Annotated in this window: 16 protein-coding genes, 1 pseudogene and 1 riboswitch; of the genes and pseudogenes, 12 read left to right on the top strand and 5 right to left on the bottom strand. The window is 39.5% G+C overall.

The annotated features are described in order from the left end of the window. Positions 1 to 87: 87 nt before the first annotated feature. A complete protein-coding gene (locus tag MHI41_RS18750) occupies positions 88 to 1,098 on the top strand; it encodes a hypothetical protein (RefSeq protein ID WP_186366145.1) in 1,011 nt (336 codons plus the stop codon). Between the two features lie 49 nt (positions 1,099 to 1,147). Here MHI41_RS18750 and MHI41_RS18745 read toward each other — a convergent pair whose 3' ends face one another. Continuing rightward, positions 1,148 to 1,858 (bottom strand): GntR family transcriptional regulator, encoded by a 711-nt coding sequence (locus tag MHI41_RS18745; RefSeq protein ID WP_342494407.1) that lies wholly within the window; start codon positions 1,856 to 1,858, stop codon positions 1,148 to 1,150. 154 nt (positions 1,859 to 2,012) lie between these two features. Between MHI41_RS18745 and MHI41_RS18740 the strand changes: the two genes are divergently transcribed. From MHI41_RS18740 to MHI41_RS18730, 3 genes are all read left to right on the top strand, one after another. After that, on the top strand, positions 2,013 to 3,911 hold the full coding sequence (locus MHI41_RS18740; RefSeq protein ID WP_342494406.1) for a beta-glucoside-specific PTS transporter subunit IIABC: 1,899 nt from the start codon (positions 2,013 to 2,015) through the stop codon (positions 3,909 to 3,911). 9 nt (positions 3,912 to 3,920) lie between these two features. After that, the gene (gene bglA, locus MHI41_RS18735; RefSeq protein WP_342494776.1) at positions 3,921 to 5,360 is read left to right on the top strand and encodes a 6-phospho-beta-glucosidase BglA; all 1,440 of its coding nucleotides are present in this window, start codon (positions 3,921 to 3,923) and stop codon (positions 5,358 to 5,360) included. A 174-nt stretch (positions 5,361 to 5,534) separates the two neighbouring features. Beyond that, the gene (locus MHI41_RS18730) at positions 5,535 to 6,515 is read left to right on the top strand and encodes a restriction endonuclease (RefSeq protein WP_046527586.1); all 981 of its coding nucleotides are present in this window, start codon (positions 5,535 to 5,537) and stop codon (positions 6,513 to 6,515) included. A 5-nt stretch (positions 6,516 to 6,520) separates the two neighbouring features. Here the strand turns inward: MHI41_RS18730 and MHI41_RS18725 are convergent. Next, positions 6,521 to 6,682 (bottom strand): annotated as a pseudogene (locus MHI41_RS18725) (hypothetical protein). Between the two features lie 161 nt (positions 6,683 to 6,843). Here MHI41_RS18725 and MHI41_RS18720 point away from each other — a divergent pair. From MHI41_RS18720 to MHI41_RS18690, 7 genes are all read left to right on the top strand, one after another. After that, positions 6,844 to 8,079, top strand: a complete 1,236-nt coding sequence (locus MHI41_RS18720; RefSeq protein WP_342494405.1) for a TerD family protein — start codon at positions 6,844 to 6,846, stop codon at positions 8,077 to 8,079. Between the two features lie 200 nt (positions 8,080 to 8,279). Next, positions 8,280 to 9,998, top strand: a complete 1,719-nt coding sequence (locus MHI41_RS18715; RefSeq protein ID WP_342494775.1) for a T7SS effector LXG polymorphic toxin — start codon at positions 8,280 to 8,282, stop codon at positions 9,996 to 9,998. A gap of 10 nt (positions 9,999 to 10,008) precedes the next feature. Beyond that, positions 10,009 to 10,338: a hypothetical protein gene (locus MHI41_RS18710; protein WP_017368412.1), complete on the top strand. Its 330-nt coding sequence runs from the start codon at positions 10,009 to 10,011 to the stop codon at positions 10,336 to 10,338. Between the two features lie 220 nt (positions 10,339 to 10,558). Next, the gene (locus MHI41_RS18705; protein ID WP_017368411.1) at positions 10,559 to 11,098 is read left to right on the top strand and encodes a DUF2247 family protein; all 540 of its coding nucleotides are present in this window, start codon (positions 10,559 to 10,561) and stop codon (positions 11,096 to 11,098) included. Between the two features lie 20 nt (positions 11,099 to 11,118). Beyond that, positions 11,119 to 11,784, top strand: coding sequence for a hypothetical protein (locus MHI41_RS18700; protein WP_017368410.1), 666 nt, complete (start codon positions 11,119 to 11,121; stop codon positions 11,782 to 11,784). Between the two features lie 672 nt (positions 11,785 to 12,456). Further along, complete coding sequence (locus MHI41_RS18695; protein ID WP_342494404.1) at positions 12,457 to 12,708, top strand: hypothetical protein; 252 nt, start codon at positions 12,457 to 12,459, stop codon at positions 12,706 to 12,708. Between the two features lie 289 nt (positions 12,709 to 12,997). Then, a complete protein-coding gene (locus tag MHI41_RS18690; protein WP_272511285.1) occupies positions 12,998 to 14,191 on the top strand; it encodes an MFS transporter in 1,194 nt (397 codons plus the stop codon). Positions 14,192 to 14,238: 47 nt separating this feature from the next. Here the strand turns inward: MHI41_RS18690 and MHI41_RS18685 are convergent, their stop codons facing one another. The 3 genes from MHI41_RS18685 to MHI41_RS18675 all read right to left on the bottom strand — a co-directional run bounded on the left by MHI41_RS18685 (position 14,239) and on the right by MHI41_RS18675 (position 17,802). Continuing rightward, positions 14,239 to 15,141 carry a shikimate 5-dehydrogenase gene (locus MHI41_RS18685; protein WP_008344408.1) on the bottom strand — a complete coding sequence of 301 codons (903 nt, stop codon included), beginning with the start codon at positions 15,139 to 15,141 and terminating at the stop codon, positions 14,239 to 14,241. A gap of 18 nt (positions 15,142 to 15,159) precedes the next feature. Further along, the gene (locus tag MHI41_RS18680) at positions 15,160 to 16,341 is read right to left on the bottom strand and encodes an MFS transporter (protein ID WP_342494403.1); all 1,182 of its coding nucleotides are present in this window, start codon (positions 16,339 to 16,341) and stop codon (positions 15,160 to 15,162) included. A 444-nt stretch (positions 16,342 to 16,785) separates the two neighbouring features. Then, on the bottom strand, positions 16,786 to 17,802 hold the full coding sequence (locus MHI41_RS18675; protein WP_272511283.1) for a LacI family DNA-binding transcriptional regulator: 1,017 nt from the start codon (positions 17,800 to 17,802) through the stop codon (positions 16,786 to 16,788). Between the two features lie 276 nt (positions 17,803 to 18,078). Beyond that, a riboswitch (glycine riboswitch) is annotated at positions 18,079 to 18,158 on the top strand. Between the two features lie 162 nt (positions 18,159 to 18,320). Here MHI41_RS18675 and MHI41_RS18670 point away from each other — a divergent pair. Further along, positions 18,321 to 19,667: an amino acid permease gene (locus tag MHI41_RS18670; protein WP_008347408.1), complete on the top strand. Its 1,347-nt coding sequence runs from the start codon at positions 18,321 to 18,323 to the stop codon at positions 19,665 to 19,667. Positions 19,668 to 19,696: the final 29 nt, after the last annotated feature.

Raw genomic sequence — 19,696 nt, 5'->3', positions numbered from 1 at the left:
ATAACAATCGTCATTCATTTTAAGGGTGACGATTTTATGTTCAGATCGTATTTTCAAAATAACTCCAATCATAGGATGGTGCCAATCTTGAAAAAAATAAAATATGTTGTCCTAACGGCTATTATCTTTTGTTGCAGTATGTGGTCTTCAAGTGTTCAAGCTCAATCCGGTTATTTCAACACATATACAACGTATACTGGAATGTCAGGCTCTGGATTCTACACCTCTATGCAAGGAATGTGTGTCGACCGTAACAATAACATGATTTATGCTGCAAAAATAAATACTTCAACCCAGCTGACACAATTGTACTCTATTAAAATGAACAGCTCGTCAAGCAATAGAACAGTGAAGCTTCTTAAAAACTCTGACACGAATAGTACTAGCTATGATTTAGGACATGCCAATGACTTAGCTGTCAAAGCCCAAAAAGGAGATGAGCAAGTTAGTATTTATGTAGCCCCTATGACCGATGGTGTCAAGTATGTAAAAAAGATCGTGAAGCTACAAGTGAACACGAAAAAAAGTACATACAAAGTGGCTAAAGCCTATGTCCTTCAGTACCAGGGAACGAATTTATCAGTTAGCGGCATCACGTATTCTGTTGGAGCAGACAAATTTATTGTGAGGTCTGGCAATCGCTTTTTCATTGGAGATTTTAATGATCAAACAGGAAAATTTGAGTATGAGGCCACATTTACATTAAATTATACAAAAGCAGTGATAAATCAATCAGTGGTAGATGTTTCGAAGTACATTCTTCAAGGAATTTCTTTTTACCAAGGAACATTATATGTCCCTTTATCTAAGCCAGATCCCAACGGAGGGGCTTCTAATGCGAGTGTTATTCTCACGTATCCGTTAAATATCAACCAAATGATCAAAGAGCAAAAGGGAACAACAACAATAGATTTTTCAAAAGAGTTGTTTACTAGAAATGACCTATCTTTCCGAATAACGAGCAGTGCATTTACTCTTTTTGAGATAGAAGCTGTTGATTTCGATGACGGAACGTTATATTTTAATACGAATCGTGGGAAAAAAGGGACACAAGAAGATATGATCGCAACATTCAATGACTATAACTACTACAAATGATACCAGCATTAAAAAAAGCTCCTCAAAAATGAGGGGCTTTTTCCTTTCATCACCCATAATAATTATTCGCCTGAATAAAAAATTGGGATTGCATGTAGTTATATGTGATTTTCGAGAAGTCGAAAGGCTGGCCGTTTGTGAGATGAAAGACGGTTTCGACGCGAAGAGCAGGATCATTTTGCTTAAGTCCGAGGTGCTTCGCTTCAGTTTCGTTTAGTTTGCCAACTTGCAGGTACATGTCAGAAAAGCCCACTTTAAGACCAAGGCCTTCACTAATGAATTTAAATACAGAATCGGCTGCAATTTCTGTGTTGAGGTAAGGAACAATGGTTTTCCGGTAATAGGACTCTTCTAAACATAAAGTTTGTCCATTGATGTAACGAATGCGTTTAAGGTAGAAAACATCCTCATCTGGTTCAATGTTTAAATTCAGCGCAGCTTCTTCTGGCGGTTTGACGGTATCTAACGTGAGAACTTCTGATGTCAGTTGAAATTCCTCTAAATCTTTTTTAAATCCTTGGTTGGATAAAAGGCTGATATAGCCTTTGCGCCTGTGCCTTCTCACAAAGATGCCGCTGCCCCTCACCTGATAGACAATCCCTTTTCTTTCGAGTAAATCTAATGATTTGATAATTGTACTTTTGCTCACAGCAAATTGATTCATAAGAGTCTCAAGCACAGGAAGTTTGTCTCCTTGCTGTAGCTCATGTGTGACAATATATTTTTCAATATCGCTCGCAATTTGTTGATACTTTAACATAGCCATTCCTCTTTGTTTTCACGATTTATTGTCTTTGTATTATAGCACATCCCGATTTCTTTTTGATATGCAAACTGAAATTATATAGGTATTGATAAATTGTACCGGTATAATTATAATGTACATATACTAGTGGTGATAAAGGGGGGTTTATATGTCAAAAGTGAGGGATTATCAAAAGCTTGCAGAAGACATCTTAGAAGCAGTTGGCGGAGAGGAAAATGTGCTGAGTGCCGCAAGATGCGCCACGAGGCTGCGTTTGGTGCTGAAGCGTTCTAATCCAAAGGCAAAAGAAGCAATCAACGCCATGCCTGGCGTCATTACAGTGGTGGAAAACGGTGGTCAGTTTCAGGTTGTGATCGGTCAGCATGTAGGTGAGGTATATGAGCATTTTTCCAATCTTGTTCAGCTTCAAACGTCGGATGATGACCAGCCGAATGAACACAAAGGAACGATACTGAATCGGGTCATTGCGACCATGTCCGCTGTGTTTGCGCCATTTGTGTATATTTTAGCCGCAGCTGGTATTTTGCAAGGAGCACTTATCTTAATAAATTTGATATTTCCAAGCTTCTCGAAAACAGGAACTTATGAAGTGTTTAGCTTTATTTCTTGGGCACCGTTTACGTTCTTGCCCATCTTTATTGCGATAACTGCAGCCAAGCATTTTAAAACGAATATGTATATCGCGGTTGCTTGTACAGCAGCGCTTGTCAGTCCAGCTTGGACAGAGATTGCCGGACGTGTGGCATCAGGGGAAGGTGTGACCTTTTTAGGAATTGCGTTATCTGAAACAGTTTATACATCATCCGTCTTGCCGCCGCTTTTCTTAGTATGGATTCTTTCCTATGTAGAAAAATTCTTAAACAAACGAATTCATGAGGTCGTCAAACCGCTATTTGTTCCATTTCTATGTATGGTCGTCATGGTTCCGTTAACCATTCTATTAATCGGTCCTCTTTCGACAGCAGGTGCAAATGGAATTGCAAACGGATACAATATCTTAGCTGAAAATGTACCAGCTCTGGCAGGTGCCATTATCGGTGGTTTCTGGCAAGTACTCGTGATTTTCGGTGTTCACTGGGGCATCACGCCAATGGTGCTTGCGAACTTTGAACAATATGGACGTGATTCCTTTCAGGCATATCAAACCATCGCTGTTATCGCTCAAGTCGGTGCGGTGCTGGGAGTTATTTTAAAAGCAAGAAATCGGGAAACACGGAAAGTTGGGGTTTCAGCTGGAATCACAGGACTCTTCGGTATTACGGAACCTGCGATTTACGGTGTCACCTTACGTTTTAAAAAGCCGTTTATTTTCGGGTGTATTTCTGGAGCGGTCGGTGCCATTGTGGCCAGTTTCTTTACGCCCTATTACTTTGCATATGCAGGGCTGCCTGGCCCGCTGACCATTGTGAACGGAATCAATGCAGATTATCCAACGTCTATCATTGGTATTTTGATTGGTGTGGCCATTGCGCTGATTTTACCAGTTGTGCTTATTCAAATGTTCGGATATGGAGAAGATACGGTAGAACAGTCAGCTGGTGAAACACCTGTTAAAGATCAAGACGGAGAAACGACACAAGCTTCTATGAACAATGAAGAAATGATCACGGCTCCACTTACAGGAAAGGTGCTTTCGTTATCTGAAGTACCAGATGCCGTATTTAGCTCTGGTGCGATGGGGAAAGGCTTTGCCGTTCATCCGACCGATAACAAACTGTTTGCACCGTTTGATGGCAGTGTCGTCATGCTTGCACCAACAAAACATGCGATTGGTTTGCGTTCTGAATTTGGTGTAGAGTTACTTGTTCATGTAGGAATTGATACGGTTTCTCTAGATGGATCGGCATTTACACTCAATATCAAAGAAGGCGACAAGGTGAAAAAGGGTGACTTGTTGATGACATTTGATCAGGAAGCAATTGAAAGCAAAGGATTACAAACAATCACACCTGTTATCATTACCAATACCCAAGCATACGAAGATGTGATTGTAGAGAAACGTTCGACATGTCAGCCAACTGACGTCATGATGACAATTGTGAAATAGGAGGAATAGATAATGACTTTACCAAAAGATTTTTTATGGGGCGGGGCATTAGCCGCTCATCAATTCGAAGGTGGATGGAATGCAGCTGGCAAAGGGCCGAGTGTTGTAGATGTCATGACAGCAGGTGCTCATGGTGTTCCAAGACAGATCACGGAAACGATAGAAGAAGGAACTTTTTATCCAAACCATGAAGCCATTGATTTCTACCATCGTTACAAAGAAGATATCGCCATGTTTGCTGAAATGGGATTAAAATGCTTACGAACATCGATCGGCTGGAGCCGAATTTTCCCTAAAGGGGATGAAGACGAGCCGAATGAAGCAGGCTTACAGTTTTATGATGATGTGTTTGATGAACTGATTAAACATGGCATCGAGCCTGTCATTACGCTGTCTCACTTTGAAATGCCCCTCCATTTGGCAAGAGAATACGGCGGATTCCGAAGCAGAAAAGTCGCTGAATATTTCGTAAAATTTGCGGAAGTATGCTTCAATCGTTACAAGGACAAGGTCACGTACTGGATGACATTTAATGAAATCAATAACAAAATGGACGTCAACAACCCGTTGTTCCTTTGGACAAATTCAGGGGTATCTGTCAAAGAAGGCGAAAATGCCAAAGAAGTCATGTATCAAGCGGGACATCATGAATTGCTTGCAAGTGCATGGGCAGTCGCAAAAGGAAAAGAGATCAATCCGTCCTTTCAAATTGGAGCGATGGTGTCCCACGTGCCAATTTATCCATATTCCTCGAACCCAGAGGATGTCATGCTGGCAGAAGAATATATGAGACAGCGCTATTTCTTCCCAGATGTCCAGGTGCGTGGCTACTATCCAAGCTACGCGTTAAAAGAATTTGAACGCGAAGGCTATCACATTCCTTTTGAAGAAGGGGATGAAGAAAGTTTAAGAAAAGGAAAAGTAGATTACCTTGGCTTTAGCTACTACATGTCAACAACGGTCAAAAGCGATGTGGTATCTGATCACAACGGAGACATTGTCAATGGAGCACTGCCGCATGGTGTAGAAAATCCGTATATCAAATCAAGTGACTGGGGTTGGTCCATTGATCCGACAGGTTTAAGGTATACATTGAATCGTTTTTACGATCGCTATCAAATCCCGCTATTCATTGTGGAAAATGGCTTTGGTGCCATTGATCAAGTGGAAGAAGACGGCTCTATTCATGACCCAGAGCGAATTCAATATCTCGCTTCTCATATTCAAGCACTGAAAAAAGCGGTTGAATATGACGGTGTGGACCTCATCGGCTACACACCTTGGGGCATCATTGATATCGTGTCATTCACAACCGGTGAAATGAAAAAACGCTACGGCATGATCTATGTTGACCGCGATAACGAAGGCAACGGCTCGATGAAGCGTCTCAAAAAAGATTCGTTTACTTGGTATCAAAACGTCATTGCAACGAATGGCGAAGAAGTGTAACAAAGGAAAATGCAGACCCGGATGAGTGTGGTATACGCTTGTTCGGGTTTTTGTGTTTCTTTCGACAAAAATGGTGCGCATATCCTTTTGTTAACAAGAAATAAGTCTTATAATTTAGATAGAATATTTGATGATGAAAATAAGAGAAGATAGATGGAATGGGAGAGGTAGTAAATGACGAAATGGTGGATGGTTCGTGCGGGTGACCAAAACGAATTAATTACAATTTGGGAAGAGAAAGGCATTGCATCGATAGGGTGGCCTAAATTAGGTAATCCAAAACAATATCAAACAAAGCAAGAGATGAATGCTCGAGCTGATGTCATATTCGCTGAGAACAAACCTTTTACGAGAAGAAGCTGGGTCAGTCAGGTATGGAGGTTTAGTAGAGAAATCAAAAAGGGAGATCGAATCATTACGTACATAAAAGAAAGCCGTGAATATCGAGTAGGTACGGTGATTGCTCCGCATTTTTTTGATGAAGCAGTTGGAGATAAAATGTATCCAAATCATATTCAGGTAAATTGGGAACCAATAGCAGTTAAACGAGATTCTCTCAGTCAATCAGCTAAGAACAGCCTCGGTTCTATATCAACTGTTTTTCGTGTAGATGATTGGGGGAAAGAGATTGAACATTTACTCAAAAACCCTACATCTATATCAGCACCTGAAGATGAAACCGAAGAAGATGAAATTATCGAAGATTTAGTCAGCAAAGCTACTGTCATGATTGAAGATAAAGTAGATAAATTGGACCCGTGGCAAATGCAAGACTTAGTCGGAGGCTTACTGCAAGCAATGTCATACAATGTTCGCGTGAGTCCAAAAGGGCCAGATGGCGGTGTGGATGTATTAGCTTATAAAGATGCATTTGGATTTGAAAAGCCTATTATTAAAGTACAAGTAAAGCATCGGAAAAATTCAGCCAGTTCGCCAGAGGTGCAGCAATTATTAGGTGCTAATCCAATGAATGCTAACAGTTTATTTGTTTCTACTGGTGGGTTTACTTCTCATGCAAAAGCTGTTGCGAAGCATAATGAGGTTCATCTAGTGGACTTAGAAGAACTCGTAAATCTTATTGTACATTGGTATGAACATATGCCAGCTGAGACAAGATCCTTATTACCTCTGAAAAAAGTGTATGTACCTGAGTGATCTTTTTATTGTCTATGTTTCAATAACTCCTGAATACAAAGAAAAAAGAGGGTAATGACGGTAAAATAGTTCATTGGATTCTGAAAGATATTGATGTTCATTGATAATTGAAGAAGAATTCACAGACTGAATACCACCATAACAGCAGGAATAATTAATTTATACACAATGGTTCTCCCTTCTAGAGTAGTGCGGTTTTAGTTGGCATTGTCTCATATCATTGTAGAGGTTGAAAAGAGGTAAAGGTTTTAATAGGTTCTATCACATAATTCGGTATAATTGGTCTATAAAAACGATAAATGGTAGATAAAGAATAGGAGTTGTTGAAATGAATCAAACTCTGCAAATGGGTGCCAATACCGTACTAAACTTTCCAAAGGGGCAATTATTCATCAGTTATGAAGTGTCATCTGCAATTGATATTTCTTTAACGGCGTTTCTCTTAACAGATTCAGATCTAGTTCAAGGAGATAATGGCATTATTTTTTACAATCAGCCGGAGAGTGCTACGGGTGTCGCGACACTTTTACCAGCAGAGATATCAGATCAGTTGAAAAGACATCAATTGAATTTTGATATGAGCAAAGTGCCCGTCGGAATCACAAAGATGGCTATTACACTAACAGAGGATCGAGGAATCGGCTTTTCTCATGTGAAGAATCTGCAAGCAGAAATTCGAACAGGTGATGAGGTGCTATACTTAACACCAGTAAGCTTTACAAATGAAAAGGGTATTGTCGTAGTAGAGCTATACATAAGAAATAGTGAAACGAAAGCACGATCCATCTGGCGTGGCTTCGATTCTGGATTGGAAGGGCTATGCAAGCTTTATGGGGTGGAGGTTGAACCTGATGAACAGGATGTTTCTACACCTCCTCCAATGGTTTCTGAAAAACAAATTAATGAGCCTGCTCCAATGAACACAGCCGCTAAAGAGAAAGTCTCTGCACCTATTAGCTTAGAGAAGGTTCAAGGTAAAATTAGTCTAGACAAAGGTCATAAACCGATCATCATTGAAAAAACACCAGAGATTACGGCTACAGTATCTTGGGAGTCTGGAACCGATTATGATATCTACGCATTGGTCTATACGAAGTCAGGAAAACAAATAGATGTGGCCATGTTTGGCGCAAAAGGTGTTCCCGCTCTCAAAAGTTACGGTAACGGGGCTGTTGAGCATATGGGAGATGTCGGTAGAGATCGTGAATCAATGAAAACGGAAGTCATTAAACTAAGGTTAAATGATGATATCCTTGCGGTGGTACCCGTTGTTTACTCTGCTCAATCAAATGGAACAGGTTCTTTCTATAGATATAGAGTGTCTATGAGTATCGATAATCATCAAGGAACGTCTGTCACGATTCACGCGAAACATGCAAATGACAATGATCGAATTTATTCTTGTGTCCCAGGTATTCTTCAAAACACGAATGATGGTGTGATCATCCGTCCGTTAGAGCTTTACAGCAAACCGAATTCCGAGCGCAGACCTAAATTAAAAATGAAGTCTTCAAATGAAATTGATGTTTTGATGGATAAAGGACCAATCAATGACTATAAGTAACGTGAACATGTGGCTAGACAGAGTATAATGAACTGTCTGGCTTTTTCTATATCCTACAATTAATAAACTCGTTTATCCGAATTAGCGGGTAAATTGGATAGAGAGTTCATTCCATATTTTATGTCATTTAGCCTATTTTTCCGTTTTGAAGGTCACGGTAAAATAGACTTTATGATCAATAATGGAGGGAGTGGCTTCTTCTGGGCAAGATACTTGATGCAAAAGCACTAACCAGTGCCATGGATACAAGGGCAAAACACTATCAGGAACTCCGCGAACAAATGATAGATTTAAAAAAGGCATTACAAGGTGTTGCCAATCTCGGTGACGACTTTACTGGAAAAGGTGCCGATAACATTAAAAGCTTCTACAAAGAACTCGCCGGAAATGTGGACATGTTTATTAGCTTCATTGATAAACAAAAAGCCTTTCATGAAGGTGTATCTGGGACACTTGATGATACAAACTTTGGCGGCGACACCTTTGTAGAAGAACACTTTTTAGACAACGCTGTACATATGGGAATCAAGAATGCCAAAAGCATCGTGAAGGATCAAAAAAAGGCACTCAAAACGATTTTTCAAGATATTGATGATCTCATTTCTCTGGAGGTATTTGATAGTAAAACCTTTGACGAAAAGATTGCAGATGCGGAAGATGAACGGAAGAAAACGGTAAAAGATTTAATAGAACTTGATCAAAATCTAAAAGATGAATATGCTTTGTCAGAGACTGAGGAGAAGGCTACAATGGCATTGTACGCAGAAATGATCAATGCCACAAATGACGGAAAATCCATTTCGCCTATGAATTTTGACAAGAAAGCGTATCAAAATAGCGAAATCTACAAGGCAAAAAGCGATATTGAGAAGCAAACGTCTGAATATCTGAAAATCAAAAATGATCAAGAAGAAGCTCGCAAGATCGCAAAGGAACAAGAAGCACTCGCCAACCGTCCGTGGTATGAAAAAGCTCTTGATTACGGAGGAAATATCGTCAATGAACTGACAGGCGTGAACGATGCAAAACGTGCCGCAACAGGTGTCGATCCGATCACAGGTGAAGAACTCACCGCAGGACAGCGAGTCGCCGCAGGCGGCATGGCAGCAGCAGGCTACATCCCGATCGTCGGATGGGCAGGACGTATTTTCAAAGGCGGAAAGGCTGTCTATAAAACGACTCAAGCCACGTCCGCCGCAGTCAGAGCAGTCGACATTTACAAGACATCACAGAAGTCTTTCGATGCGTTGAAAACATCACAAAAAGGCTTATATGGACTCACCGCAACTAACGGCTTCAGCGAAGCGATTACGGGTCGAGATATGTTTGGAAATAAGATCTCGAAAGAACAGCAGGAAGCGAGTATGAATGCGGCGCTGGGGATGCTTTTGCCGTTTGGGGCAAAAGGGTTTCATGGGAAGATGGGTGTGAAGGATAGTGCTGGTAAAGGTGGATTTAAACATAAGTATTCTGACAACAGCAAAAATCATCTAATACGACCAGAAGGTGTTAGTAAAACAGGTGTAAGTGGTGGTCATAATGAAAAGGAATTTTTCAATTATTTAAATGAAAAAGAAATTCCCTATAAATTGGAGAGAAAGGAACGCCATCCTTCGGTCCATGGAATAAATGATGTGTACTATAAAATAGCAAAACAAGAGCGTGGTATGTATACAAAAGAATTTAAAGCCTCTACTCATAAGAAGACTGTTTATGATGATAATGTATTTACTGATGAACAAATTTACCAATATGGACAAGAGGCAATGGAAAATGGTACTGAGTATGTAACTAGAGGCGGTCAACATGTAATACAAGGTACATCAAATGGTTTAAAATTTGAAGGATGGAAAAATCCAAAAACAGGGGAAATTGAAAGTTTGTATCCAGTATTAGAATGGAAAAAATATAGTAATTAGGAGGATCTTGATGTTGAAAAATATGCAGCCGATTGTTCAAGACTTTTTTTCTTTTTTGAAGAATGATTTAGTTGAGGTGTTAGAGTGTTTGTCCCACAGAGAACCTTGGCAAGATCATATGATGGGATACGAACTTCCAGAGCATTCAGAGGACGTTGAATTTAATAATGGAGTAATGATATTTATGGACACAGCATCTTATCATGAAATTGTGATGGATAATCTAGATTTCTATAGTTGCTTGGAAGAAATTTGTATGGAGTATGTTGCTGAAACTCCAGAACAGAAGGCACAAGTTTATTTACTTTTGGACAAGGTAAAGACTACTTTAAATTTGTGAAAATTAAACCTAACTGAGTAAACCTTTAATACGAAGGTTGATTAACTTATATGAGGTATTCAAATGTATTTAAGGAGCAATATTTCGAAGTGTAGAGGAGAGATAAAAATCTTTAAAAACATTTATTTCAATTAATAAAATCAAAATGTGTAATGTTAATTGGATAAAGCTTGGAGGAGACAATAGAGTTTGTCTAATCACAAAAGGAATGTATTAAATTATGTATTTTTCATTAGAGCATTTAAAACATCACAAAATAAAAGTTGATTGGAAGACTATATATGTAGGAATTAGGTTAAATTTGTTCTCATACAAAGAAATAAGCAAGTATGCAGTAGAATATTTATCTAATCATACAGAATGTGAAAATTCTTTAATTCTAGAAATAGCTTGGGGAGCTGGCCACCCAGATGAGGATTATAGAAAACTCCAAATGATATTAGTAGAATTATACAATGATTTGGTAGAAGAAGAATCTAGCCAATGGGACATTGAAAAAAGGAAATGGAGATATGGTATAACGTCTCACTTAAAAGAAAAAAATAAGAAGTCACCTGAAGAGTTATTGGATGAATTGTGTGAAGTATACGCTGATTTTGGTTACCCTGAGGATATGGAACCATTTATTCATTATATGCCTCCTTCAGATGGTTATAATCCGTTACTATATTCAAAAGAAGAGAATATAAATAGATTAGTATCTTTTTTTGAAGAGTTTTTACAAAAAGAAAAAGCAGTTGTCCAATTCGAGCAATTTTAATTACTGATTAAAGGTGACTAATGAAAATAAAACTTGAATTCGAACAAGGTGTGACAAACTACTATAAGTGGTTAAATCAGAAAATAAATGAACTTAAACAGTTAAGTGTATATAGTATAAACGGATATCACTTTTTAAATGATGGTGGAATAGAGGCTTTTCAAAGTTATTGTCAAAATGAACTAATCGAAATTTTTAGCGGTCAATTAACTAATTACCATTTTTATATCTTTCTGAGTAAGAAAGTAACTGATGTACATTCGCGAATAGAGAGATTCCGAAAAGTATGGAAATCGATTGATTCGGAAATAAATACTTCAGGTTTTGAAAAGGGGCCAGAATTACTTTTAGATGAACAAGAAAATCAATTTTATGTCAGTATGGCCAAAGTACCTCAACCTGATTTAGATAAGGCATTGCGAATAATGGATCAGTATCAATCTAGTTTCATGATTGCCAGTAGAAGGGATTCTATGCTCTCAGAGGAATCTATAAAAGATTTGTTTTACTCAGGATTGGATCAGAATAGTCATGAAGTAGATTATCAAGCGCTTTTTTTGAAGTATGGTTTGAATAGTGAAATTATCTTTAGATGGGGATCTGTCCTAAATGAGGCCGAATTGGCAATGATTTTAAATCAAGATCATACCCAGAAAATACAGGAGCGAATACAAAGCCATTCATAGTATCTCTAAAAGAGAACAATCCCCACATTTGGGACTTGCCCTCCCGTTTTTGTGAGACTGGGAGCAAAACACCGTATGAAACAGCCAGTTGTCGAAACTCTTTCGGTGACTGGTTGTTTCATTTCCATTGAACTCGAATATTGGTATATGTATTTTATAAAATCGCAGCGTAGTGATTGTCAGGTGGTGAAGATGATAGAACCCTTCTGATTTTAAATTGGAGTGGAAGGTTTCGATGTGGGCAACTTGTTTATGAAAGCGATGATGCTCCCCATAATGTGTAATATTCTTAATTCCTAGCTTATAATGGAAGGTTAGCTGCAAGTCTGTTGTGAGTTGTTCACATCTATGAATGAAGATGCATATTAACAAATTAATTGATTATCTAATAAGGTATTTATCGTAAGGATAAATACAAAATGGAAAGGAGATGTTGAACTGGCTAATATGAATAAAAACCAAAAAACAAAAATCGAAACCTTAAAAAGAAAAAGCAGAAGAAAGCACTTAATAAACGAATTAAGCTATATGACACTTCCAGAACCCCCTTTTTTGGAGGTCGAAGAGAATCAATTTTTTTGTCAGAAGGTATTTACTTTCCTGCAATCGAGAGAACATAAAAGTCAAATACATGGAGACAACTATCTAGAGCATATTGAAAAGTCTACACAAATGTTAAATGAAATGGTCGGGAGGATAAAAGAGACTCCTGAACAAGGGAGATTGCTTTTTTTCCGAGATCATGAAATTGAAGCGCTTTTAGTGAATGTGGATGAAGTGTTTCATCATTTAAATCAACTTCTTGAGCAAACCAAATTTTTAAGTGGATACGGAGATTTCATTTTAATAGCAGAGGATTTTCATTTTGGATTATGCATAGAGCGTACAGAATATTTTTATGAGTTTAGTTTTTGGGGAATGTGAGTTTAGATCAAGCTTCATTTCAAAAAATGACAGGGATTTTTCTCTATAACCATTTCCCTCAAATTTAAGCAATTCACTATCATTACCTTTCACATTCATATAAAATAAGAGCTAGTGAAAATTTGAAGAGATGCTTGATAAATGAAGGGCATGTAAGCTGTGAGCCGCATGAAATGATGAGATGTTTCAAGTACGTGAAGGTTGCAAAGCTGTTTCTCCTCACGCATGAATCTTGTAAGCGTAACCATTATTTGTCACTTCATTGCAATGTGTTGAGGGGTGTGTCAGCATGAGGAATCCGTATTTGAGAACGGCTTCTAGTCTTTATATCAATTATTTTTTATTAGGTATGGTCAATATTATTTTGGCTTCTAATATGCCATTTTTGATCAAACAATTAGATACAAATAGTGCGGGGATTAGTTATATGATATCTGCACTCGGTATTGGCAGGGTGCTCACGTATGGTCTATCGGGTGTACTGTCAGATCGTTTTGGACGAAAGCCGGTCATTTTGGTTTCGGGGGTGCTGATGGCAGTGTTCCTCATTGGAATCCCATTGTCTCCGAATTATCAAATCGCGTTTGCGTTTGCGATTTTGGCAGGGGTGGCGAATTCGGCGATGGATGCAGGGACGTATCCGGCTTTAATGGAAGCCTTTCCTCAAAACTCGGGATCTGCAAATGTGATGGTGAAGGCGTTTATTTCGATTGGGGCGACCATTCTGCCGCTCGCTATTTTCTTTTTAGCAGAGCATGATCTGTTTTATGGATTTGCGTTTTATTTACCTGCTTTTATTTATTTAGTGAATGTGATAATGCTGTGGACATTGCCATTTCCGAATCATCGCAAGGTGGAGCAAGTTCAGGTGACGGAGCATGATGGACTTCCACGCTTCTCATCAGAGCCTACGTTTTGGAGAGAAGGGGTCGCACTGATTGTGATCAGTTTTACATCAAATGGTCTGTACGCCTTGCCGCAAATTTGGCTGCCTACGTACGGTGAGGAAATTTTGGGGATGGCTTCTGGCAGTGCTGTGAAGCTGCTTAGTTACTATAGCATGGGCGGTTTGCTGTCTGTCTTATTGCTCGCATTTCTTTTGCGCCGCATTGTCCGTCCGGTCACCGTGCTGCTTGTCTATCCGATCATTACATTAGCCTCTATCTGTGTGCTATTGGTTGTGAAGTCTCCAGTCATCGGTACCGTCAATGCATTTGTATTGGGCTTTTCAACAGCGGGAGTCTTTCAGCTGACATTAACCGTAATGGCTGAGTTCTTCTGGAAAAATAAAGGGACGATGACAGGAATTATCTCAACAGCAGGCGGAGTGTCCGCCATTGTGATTCCGGTCGTCACTGGTTTGATCGAAACCCACTCGACGATTTTGCAAATCTTTATATTTGATGCGGGTGTCGCTGTTGTTGCGATCATCGGCGCGATGTATATCCTCAATCGATATCGCCGGATTATGATACACGAATAAAAAAAGACGACTTCCAAAGCGGAGGTCGTCTTTTTTCTGTGTTTCGTTTAGAAACGGTCATTTTCAAATAGAATTTGTTTCACTTGTTCAACCGGCATATCCTCGCCAGTAAAGAGTTTGTACGCAAGGGCACCTTGCCATAGCATCATGCCAAGACCGTTAATCGTTTTGGCACCAGCTTCTTGTGCTTGAGCAAGAAGTTTTGTTTTTTGCGGGTTGTAGACGACATCTGTCACGATTAAGTCTTTGCGTAATACATCAAGTGTATCGTCAATAATGCTGAGCTCATCTAAAGGTTTCATACCAAGGCTTGTCCCGTTTGCTAAGATCGCACTTTCAGCTACTTCACGACGGAAAGCGTCTTTGTCTTCAAGTGGGAAAATGTTTGCTTTGACACCGAATGATTTCATTTCGTTGTTGATGTAATTTACATTTTCTTCTGCTTGAACAAAGTATTGGTCATTACGAGCAAAAATACTAATTTCACGAATACCTGATTGTGCAAGCTGAATGGCAATCGGAGTTGCAGCGCCGCCAGATCCAACGAGTGTGACCTTTTGTCCAGCTAATTCAACGCCATGTTCAATTAAGTTTCTTACGTAACCAAGACCATCTGTGTTGTAGCCAACCAGCTTGCCATCTTTGTTCACAACTGTGTTGCTTGCGCGAGTATATTTTGCAGAATCATCTAGTTCATCTAAGTAATCGAGCACTTTCATTTTGTTCGGCATGGATACGTTAAATCCAGCTGCACCCATCGCTTTCATCCCGTTTACTGCTGCTTCTAGTTCATCATTTCCTACCTCAAAAGCAAGGTAAGCATAGTTGATTCCTGTCAGTGTATAGCCAAGGTTGTGCATCCGTGGTGACAGGCTGTGCCCGATTGGTGTTGCAAGAAGACCGACTAATTTTGTTTTTCCATCAATATTACGTTCATGTATGTTTGTCATGATTGACATCTCCTTTAATTATCTAAACAATTTTTTCATGCGTCGTAAAACAAAGACTGCTAACAATACGCTGATGACCGCAATGATCATATCGAAGAATAAAGTCATTTTAATATCGTACGTGCTAACGAGTCCGCTTGTAATCAGCGGAACAAGGATAAACGCTGAGCTTGCCGCAATGTTGACATATGATGAAGCCGTTGCTTTGTTTGTAGGGAATAATTTCATCATAATACTCATCGCCAACTGGAAAATGCCGGCTGTAAATAATCCTAAGAAAAAGGTACTAACAATGACAATGCCGTATGTTTCGATTTGAAATAGTGAAAGCATGGCAAGGAATGCCCCGATTGGGTAAATAATAGCGACCATAATTGGTGAAATGAATTTATCTAATACGATTGAAAGCAATAGAACAGATACGAGTGCACCAATACTAAAATAAGAAAGAAGCTGTGTCGCTTGTCCTGAGCCAAGCCCAATCAATTTCAACCCGAGCTGTGGAAGCCAAGTTTGCCATACGACAAATAATGCAGTAGACGTGAATCCCATAAGTACAACAGCTAAACCTTCACCAAACATTTTCGGTTCTTCCTTCATTTGCTCTTGAACGGGAAGATCGTTTTGAGAAGCTGTTTGCTTATGATTTGGGAACGGCATAAAGATCAAGTAAATGCCTACAAGTAAATAAAGAAGTCCTAGACCAAAGAATGCCAAGCCCCAGAAGATGTCATGTGCAATAAGGAATGCCAAGATAAATGGAAGAACAGTCGCACCAATTGATACAGACGCCTTCACTAATACAGAAGCTGAACTTGCTTTTTTAGGAAATGACTCTGTCAAAGCAGGATATGTCCCTGAATCAAGCAATGAGTTTGCAATCCCTGCGGAAATGGCAAAAATGAAAGCCAATGTATAATTGGTCGTCGTTGGAATCCCAATTAAGAATAATAAGTAAAGAAAGTTACCTGTAATAATGACAGGTTTTCGCCCCCAGCTGTCTGCCAGCCGGCCAGAGAAAAAGAGAGCAATTAATTTACCGATACCGATTGCTGATACAAGCAAGCTGATTTTTGGAATATCTACATGGTAGCGTTCAGATAAGCTTTCCATGTTTGATGCCACAATAATATTGATCATGCCTAGCATGAAATAGTTTAAGTACATGCCAAGTGATGATTTAATGTATGGATTTTTCATGTTCCCACTCCTATATTTGAAACCCTGTTCGGGCCAAATTCTTGTTACCCTTTGTTATTTCCTTAAACGTAAATAATATTAAGTCCATCACAACACCCCTTGTGTGATTGATGAAAAAATAATGAATATTCATCTGTTCTTCAAATAAGTACATCGTTCTACTAAATAATTAAAAATAATAACAGTTATCATAAGTTGATGGACTTCCTCGATTTGATCAGAATCAAAAGATCCATCTTTAACTGTAGTTGATATCATAAATAACGATATGTTCACAAAAGGTATAACGATATACTAAAAGAAGCAACGAGATAAATATACTCCTGCGTTTAAAATGTGTCAAGTTTATGACTTTGCGATTTAAAAAAAGAAAAATGTAATAAAGAAATAGTTGACTTGCTCAATAAAAAAAGGAGAATCGCTTTGCAATTCTCCTTTTCATGATCATGTCGAGGTTTCTCGAATATGAAGTTGAGGCTTTAATATCAATCGCTGCAGTTCTTCATCCTGCTCGTTCATTTTATGATACAAAAGGTTGGCTGCTTTGACTCCAATGGATCGTGGAAAAGATGAGACTGTGGTGAGCGGCGGGTGATACATCTCCGCTTCAGGGATGTTATCGAACCCAACTACATCAATGTCTTCACCAGGCTTGATGTCACGCGCTGCCAATTCTTGAATCACCCCAAACGCCACTAAATCACTGAAGCAAAAAATAGCAGTAGGTGGTTCGGGAAGGTCAATCACTTGGGCAAGGGCTTCTTTCCCGCCTTCACGGGTAGGCACCATATCGATAATAAGAGATTCATCCATCGCCTTGTCCTCATCATCATGGGCTCTTTTGAACCCTTTCATCCGTTCAATCCAAGTCGAGGAGGATTTGACTCCGCCTAAGAAAGCGATGCGGCGATGCCCTTTTTGAAGAAGATGACGAACCGCCATCCAAGTGCCTTGTTCATAATCAACGCCGACATAATCACAATGGACATCTGCTAATTCACGATTTGCCAATACTTTTGGCGTGCGAATGTTGTTTAATTGTTTCACCGTTCGTGTCGAACTTTTCGATGCTGGATTTAAGATGATTCCACCCACTCGGTGCTCTACCATTGTGGAAATGAGCCGCTCCTGCTTATCCACACTATCAAAGGTTGTCCCAAGTAAAACGGTATAGCCAAGTGACTCAAGTGTGGTTTGCACACCGATTAAAAATTCAGAAATAAAGGTGTTTGAAATATCCGTGACGATCACACCCACAATATTTGAACTTTTCGACCGCATGTTGGCAGCGACGCGATCGTACACGTATCCCAAATCCTCCATAGATTGCAGCACTTTTTTCCGGGTGGCTTCAGAGATTCTAGGGTTGTTGCGAACAACGAGTGAGGCCGTTGAAGTCGATACACCTGCATGCCGGGCGACTTCTTGTAATGTCACACGCTGTTTGTTCATTTTTTTCATTTGTCTTCACCAACTTCATTGGATTGCCTAACTATGGTTCATCATCAAGATGGATGTCTCCACCAAACGAGCCGAACATTCTTTGTTTCATTATACCTTAATCAAGGGGTGTTGATGAAGTGATGTCATATCAGCTTCAGATAAGGAGGAAACAACATCTTAAAAGATTACCATTGACAGCTTTCTTTTAGAGGCGTAAAATATAAAATTATTCAGAAATAGCAACATTTAAAGTAAATATCGAAGGCTATGATTGCTGTGGGTCACACTATGGCAGGAGCAGCTTCTGGAGAGACCGCATGTATGTGCGGCGCCGAAGGGTTCACAATCTCAGGCAAAAGGACAGAAGAGTACGAAATATTGTATTTGTGATGCATGGATCATACTGTGTATTGCTTTTCTCTATTTTGCTATTCTTTTATGACCGTGAGATTGGAGCGCATCCAATCTCTTTTTTTATGGACTTTTTGAGAGTTCATTATTTCAGTATAGGATCGTGTCGTAGGAGGGTGTTGAAATTGGCACAACAAGAGTTAAAGCGAGATTTATCAAACCGTCATGTTCAATTAATTGCCATTGGCGGAACGATTGGAACTGGGCTATTTTTAGGGTCTGGAAAGGCCATTCAATTGGCAGGACCATCGATCATTTTTGCGTACTTGATTGTCGGAATGGCCATCTTTTTTGTCATGAGGGCACTTGGAGAATTGCTCTTATCTAAGGCGGGCTATCAGTCTTTAACGGATATAGCAGAGGATTATCTTGGACCATGGGCTTCCTTTGTGACAGGATGGACGTATTGGTTTTGCTGGATTATGACAGCGATGGCGGATGTTATTGCGGTCGGGGTGTATGTGCAGTACTGGTTTGATATTCCGCAGTGGATTCCTGCTATTATTTGTTTATTGATTTTGCTAGGATTTAATTTATTAACGGTGAAGCTTTTTGGAGAAATGGAATTTTGGTTTGCACTTATTAAAGTGATTACGATATTACTGTTGATTGGCGTTGGAATTGTCCTGTTAATCATTGGTTTCCAAACAGATGCAGGGCCCGTGACGGTAACGAATCTGTGGTCACACGGAGGATTATTTCCAAATGGTGTGACAGGCTTCTTATTGTCATTCCAGATGGTGATTTTTGCGTATGTGGGCGTGGAACTTGTCGGTGTGTCAGCAGCAGAAACAGCGAATCCGCAAAAAAATATCCCGTCTGCGATTAATAAAATTCCATTAAGAATTCTATTTTTCTATGTAGGTGCGATTTTTGTATTACTATGCATCAACCCATGGACAGAACTCAGTGCATCAGAAAGTCCTTTTGTGAAAACCTTTGGGCTCATTGGCATACCAGTAGCGGCGGGACTCATCAACTTTGTCGTCCTGACATCTGCGGCTTCTGCTTGTAATAGCGGTATGTTCTCAACGAGCCGAATTTTGTATAATCTCAGTCATCAAAAACAAGGACCGGCATCTTTTGGCCGTCTAAATAAGCATGCTGTTCCAAGTAATGCCCTGTTTGTGTCGACGATTGTGGTGTCAGTAGGGGCTCTTTTAAGCAAGCTGATTCCTGAACAAGCCTTTGGTATTGTGACAACGATCAGTGCCATTTGTTTCATTTGGGTATGGAGTATTATTTTAATATGCCATCTGAAATATAAGAAGACACGTCCTGAACTGCATAAGGCGTCTACCTTTAAAGCGCCATTTACACCTTTTGTGAATATAGCGGTTCTTGTGCTCTTTGCTGCCATTCTTGTCATCATGCTTTTCGCTGATGCAACACGGCCAGCACTGTTATTGACACCCGTATGGTTTGGGTTCCTATTTTTGATTTATGCACGAAAGAAACGCCGTTCAGCATAATGAACGAAAAAAGCACAGCCTTTTTAAAT

Origin of the sequence: Bacillus sp. FSL M7-0307, assembly GCF_038627835.1 — a bacterium.
In the GTDB taxonomy this organism is placed as follows: domain Bacteria; phylum Bacillota; class Bacilli; order Bacillales; family Bacillaceae; genus Bacillus; species Bacillus altitudinis.
Note: the sequence above shows the minus strand (reverse complement) of the source record. Positions and strands in the feature narration are given on the sequence as shown.